The following is a 4,586-nucleotide window of genomic DNA, read 5'->3' as shown; positions in this document are numbered from 1 at the left end:
TGACCGCCCGGGCGTACCCGCTCGGCGGCACGCTGGAGTATCTGCGTGCGGGGCAGGTCGACGGGGGAGTGGAAGAAGCTGGCCGTGACGAGGTCGAACCGCTCGTCGGTGGTCCAGGTGGACAGGTCGTGCGACACCCAGTCGATACGGTCGGCCAGTCCGCGGGTCGCCGCCGCCTCCGCCCCGCGGGAGACCGCCGTGGGAGACAGGTCCACCGCGGTCACGCGCCACCCCTGCTCGGCCAGCCAGACCGCGTCTCCGCCCTCACCGCAGCCCAGCTCGAGGGCCGAGCCGGCCGGGAGAGGGCCGACCACCGCCGCCGTCGTGGCGTTCGCGGCCCCCGACCAGCGGGGTCCGTCGCCCGCGTACTCGCCCTCCCAGAAGTCGGCAGGGCCTCCGGAGGCGTTCTGGGTGTGGGTCGCGGCGTCGAAGTCCTCGTTGACCAGCATCATGTTGACCATCCCGCCCGCCATCGACCCCGCGGCCATGGAGACGGGCACGGTGGCTCCCGGGTTGGCGACGTTGCCCGCCGCCCAGATGCGGGGATGGCTGGTCGCACCGAACTGGTCCACCGCGAGAACCGTGCCCAGCGGGGAGGTGGTCCGCTCCAGGTCGAGCCCGTCGAGGAACCGGTCGTGGGGCCGAGCGGTGGGCGCGGCGAAGATCGCGTCGAGTGCGATCTGTCGTCCGTCGGCCAGGCTGACGCCGGTCAGTCGTCCGTCCTCGGACAGGACGCTGGTGACGGGCGACTCCTCGAGCCGGACGCCGCGGGCCCGGAGCCGGGCGGCCACCTCGGCATCGGGGGCGCCACTCCCGGCGGTGAGGAACACCAGGTCGTCGGTCCACTGCCGGACGAGCTGAGCCTGGTGCGCCGACATGGCGGACGTGCCCAGCACCGCGATCCTGCTGCCGCGCACCTCCCAACCGTGGCAGTACGGGCAGTGGAGCACGCTCGAGCCCCAGAGTTCCTGCAGGCCGGGGATGTCCGGGAGTTCGTCGGTCTGTCCGGTCGCCACGACGAGAGCACGGGCTGTCACGGGTGCCGCATCGGCGAACTCGACGGTCAGGGCGGCGTTCCCCCCGTTCGCTCCGTCACCGCTCCCCGCGTCGTCGACCCCGCTGTCCCGGACCACGGTCACGAACCCGGACCGCACCGTCACGTCGTACTGCCGCAGTTCCTCGCGGCCCCGGCGGAGCAGCTCGAGCGGGTCCATCCCCTCGTGGCCGAGGACTCCGTGCATGTGCGCGGCGAAGCGGTTGCGCGGTTCGCCGGCGTCGACGACGAGCAAGCGGCGGCGGGCCCGGCCGAGCATGAGCGCCGCCGACAGGCCCGCGGCCCCACCGCCGACCACGATCGTGTCCCAGTGTTCTGGTGTCTCCTCAGTGATGTCCATGGGGACAGTTGACGCCTGGTGTGCAAAAACTGCAAGAATGTTTGCACTATTGGCAAGGAGTCGGGCGACGGCGGGAGAGGACCGATGGGCGGAGAACTCAAGCAGGTGGGCGTGCGGCTGCGCGCGTACCGACACAGCCGCGGGTTGACGCTGGACGAGTTGGCGGAGCGGGCCGGGATGTCGGCCAGCACGCTGTCGCGTCTCGAGTCAGGCAAGCGGCAGGCCAGTCTCGAGCTGCTGCTGCCGCTCACGCGCCAACTGGGGATCGGCCTGGACGACCTGGTGGCCCCGACCACGGTCGACCCCCGGGTGCGGCGGCCCGTCGTCCACCGGGACGGCATGGTCATCGCGCCCCTGGCCCCCGAGGGGTCATCGGTGGGGACCTACAAGATCACCTACCCGCCGGCAAAGGTGGCGCCCGAACCCCGGGTCCACGACGGGTACGAGTGGTTCTACGTCCTGTCCGGGAAATTGCGCCTGGTCCTCGGCGACCAGGAGCTGATCCTCACCCGCGGGGAGGCGGCCGAGTTCGACACCAGGGTCCCGCACAGCCTGTCCGCGGCCGGGGGACGCCCGGCGCAGGTGATCAGCATCTTCAACGACGACGGCGTGCGGATGCACACGCACACCGCGGGCTCGTGACGTCTCCAGGGCTCCCGGTTTGGTCGGTCGCCCGGCCGTGCTGGTAGGGTATCCCTCGCTGCTCGAGAGGGCGGCACTGCTTCCCGAAAGGGCGGCGACACGGCCCGCGAGGGCCGTGAGGGGCTATAGCGCAGTTGGTAGCGCGTCTCGTTCGCATCGAGAAGGTCAGGGGTTCGATTCCCCTTAGCTCCACCCAAGGACTTCGAGTTCAGAGGCCGTTTCCGCGCAAGCGGGGACGGCCTTTCCGCTTGTCAGGTCTGTGCGGCCCCGGCCCGGCCCGGCCAGGTGGCCGCGTGATCGTTCACGCGGGGTTTACCGCGACACCGGTGCACCCGGAGGTACCTGAGTAGTCTTCTGCGTCATGGCGACACCCGCGCCCGAGGGCGACGACCCCGGGGCCCCCTCCACAGTTCAGCGCTACATCGACGAGACCCCCCGGTGGCGGGACGGCACCCCGGCGGTCGCGGGCGGCATGACGAGTATGCAGGGCAGGATCTTCTGGCTCGCCTCGGCAGGCAAGTTCTTCGAGGGCCTGATCGTGTTCCTCATCGGGGTGGCCCTGCCGCTCATCACCGCCTACTGGTCACTCTCGGCGGTGGAGACGGGGTTGCTCACGGCCGCGACCCTCGCGGGCATCATGGTCGGGGCCACGGCCCTCGGTGGACTGTCGGACCGCTTCGGCCGCAAGCAGATGTTCCTCATCGAGATGATCCTGTTCACCGTCTTCCTGCTCGGTGCCACCGTGGCACCCGGGTTCGCCGTCTTCCTCGTGTGCCTGTTCGGGATGGGTGTCGCGCTGGGGTGCGACTACCCGACCGCGCACGCGATCCTCTCCGAGACGCAGTCGACCGCCGGCCGCGGCCGTAAGGTGCTGTCGGCATTCGCGTTCCAGGCGGTCGGCGCCGTGGCGGGGACCCTGGTGGGCGTCGCCATCCTCAGCACCACCAGCTCACTCGACTCCTGGCGACTCATGTTCGGTGTCGTCGTGGTACCGGCGGCACTGGTCGCCGTCGGCCGGGTGTTCGTCGTACAGAGCCCACACTGGCTGGCGAACGTCGGCCGCCGCGCGGAAGCCGAGGCCGAACTCACGAAGCTCCTCGCCCGCACGCCGCGGTACCCCTCGGTCGTGACGATCTCGGACGGGCGGGACGGTGGGGCCGAGGCCGCGACGACCGACGTCCGCGCGCTGTTCAGGACGCCGTGGCGGCGATCGACCATCCTGGCGTCGGTCCCGTGGTTCCTCCAGGACCTCAGCACCTACGGGATCGGCATCTTCACGCCGACGATCATCGCCACCACGCTCGGGAACGTCGCCAGCAGTGGGTCGTCGTCGTCGGCGATCATCCACAAGGACCTGTTCGGCGCCAAGGGTGCCGCCCTCATCGACGTCTTCCTCCTGGTGGGCATCCTGGTCGCCATCGTGTTGATCAACAGGTGGGGCCGCATGCGGCTGCAGATCCTGGGCTTCCTCGGCTGCGCGACCGGACTCGCCATCGCCGCCTCCTCGACCCTGGCCCACGGGTCGGTGCAGACGGTGCTCGTCTTCACCGGCTTCATCCTGTTCCAGTTCATGACCAACCTCGGTCCCAACTCCATGACCTACGTCGTGGCGGGGGAGGTGTTCCCGACGGCCCTGCGCGGGACGGGAGCGGGCATGGCGGCGTCCATCGCCAAGTCGGGCGCCGTGCTCACCTCGTTCCTCTTCCCGATACTGCTGGTCGCCTGGGGCACGGGTGTCGTCCTGGCGATCCTGGTGGGGACCTCACTGCTCGGGGCGGTCATCACGTGGCTGTTCCGCATCGAGACCACCGGCAAGAGCGTCGAGGAGATCGATTCGATGTACGAGCTGCATCCGACGACGACGGAGCCCGCCGAGCAGTGAGACCGGATGGTCCGCCTGTGGCACTGTGGGCGACATGCCGTCTCCCCGGATCGCCATCACCTTCTGTACGCAGTGCCGGTGGACGCTTCGCGCCCAGTGGTACGCGGGCGAGCTGCTGCAGACCTTCGAGGGCGAGATCGGTGAGGTCGCGCTCGTGCCAGCGACCGGCGGCACCTTCCGGATCGACGTCGGCGACGAGCAGGTCTGGAACCGCAAGAGGGATGGTGGATTCCCCGAGATCACCGAACTGAAGCGGGCTGTCCGGGATCTCGTCGCCCCGGGAAAGTCGCTCGGTCACGCCGACCGGGTCGGGCCCACCGAGTAGCCGCGGAGCTCGGTCCCGGAGGATCCCGACGGCGCCCGTTCGCCGTGACCGCACCCGGAATCCGCCCGAAATTCGCCTCCGGGTAAGGGAACTCTGATGTGCTGGAGTTCAGGCGGCGGCTGCCGCCGGTCGACGACACCAGGGAGAACGACATGTCCGTAAGGCTTCTCACCGTGTGCGGCGTGGCCGCAGTGACCCTCTTCGCGGGCGCCGGGACGGCGTCCGCTCAACTCGGCTCCGTCACGGGCTCGCTGCCGGGATCCGCCAGCGGGCCGGTCGGTTCCGTGGCGACCGCGGCGTGCAACGCCGGAAGCGTCGCGAACCTCGCCGGTGCGGGGCTTCC

The 4,586-nt window shown here is 70.3% G+C and carries 4 protein-coding genes and 1 tRNA gene; 4 read left to right on the top strand and 1 reads right to left on the bottom strand.

The annotated features are described in order from the left end of the window. Positions 1 to 1,394, bottom strand: a 1,394-nt coding sequence (locus G6019_RS09070) for a bifunctional NAD(P)/FAD-dependent oxidoreductase/class I SAM-dependent methyltransferase (RefSeq protein WP_182627455.1), incomplete at its 3' end; no start/stop codon positions are given. A gap of 84 nt (positions 1,395 to 1,478) precedes the next feature. Here G6019_RS09070 and G6019_RS09065 point away from each other — a divergent pair. The 4 genes from G6019_RS09065 (at position 1,479) to G6019_RS09050 (ending at position 4,243) form a co-directional block, all read left to right on the top strand. Beyond that, a complete protein-coding gene (locus G6019_RS09065) occupies positions 1,479 to 2,036 on the top strand; it encodes a helix-turn-helix domain-containing protein (RefSeq protein ID WP_017836307.1) in 558 nt (185 codons plus the stop codon). A 119-nt stretch (positions 2,037 to 2,155) separates the two neighbouring features. Then, a tRNA-Ala gene (locus tag G6019_RS09060) sits at positions 2,156 to 2,228 on the top strand. Positions 2,229 to 2,397: 169 nt separating this feature from the next. After that, positions 2,398 to 3,918, top strand: a complete 1,521-nt coding sequence (locus G6019_RS09055) for an MFS transporter (protein ID WP_182612474.1) — start codon at positions 2,398 to 2,400, stop codon at positions 3,916 to 3,918. A gap of 34 nt (positions 3,919 to 3,952) precedes the next feature. Next, positions 3,953 to 4,243 carry a SelT/SelW/SelH family protein gene (locus G6019_RS09050; RefSeq protein WP_107758168.1) on the top strand — a complete coding sequence of 97 codons (291 nt, stop codon included), beginning with the start codon at positions 3,953 to 3,955 and terminating at the stop codon, positions 4,241 to 4,243. Positions 4,244 to 4,586: the final 343 nt, after the last annotated feature.

This window comes from Dietzia sp. DQ12-76, assembly GCF_014145045.1.
Taxonomy (GTDB): domain Bacteria; phylum Actinomycetota; class Actinomycetes; order Mycobacteriales; family Mycobacteriaceae; genus Dietzia.
This window is presented reverse-complemented; position numbering and strand designations above follow the sequence as displayed.

Bases quoted from the DNA above. Each gene is read 5' to 3' on its own strand.
- G6019_RS09065 (WP_017836307.1), top strand. From the start codon at position 1,479: ATGGGCGGAGAACTCAAGCAGGTGGGCGTGCGGCTGCGCGCGTACCGA.
- G6019_RS09055 (WP_182612474.1), top strand. From the start codon at position 2,398: ATGGCGACACCCGCGCCCGAGGGCGACGACCCCGGGGCCCCCTCCACA.
- G6019_RS09050 (WP_107758168.1), top strand. From the start codon at position 3,953: ATGCCGTCTCCCCGGATCGCCATCACCTTCTGTACGCAGTGCCGGTGG.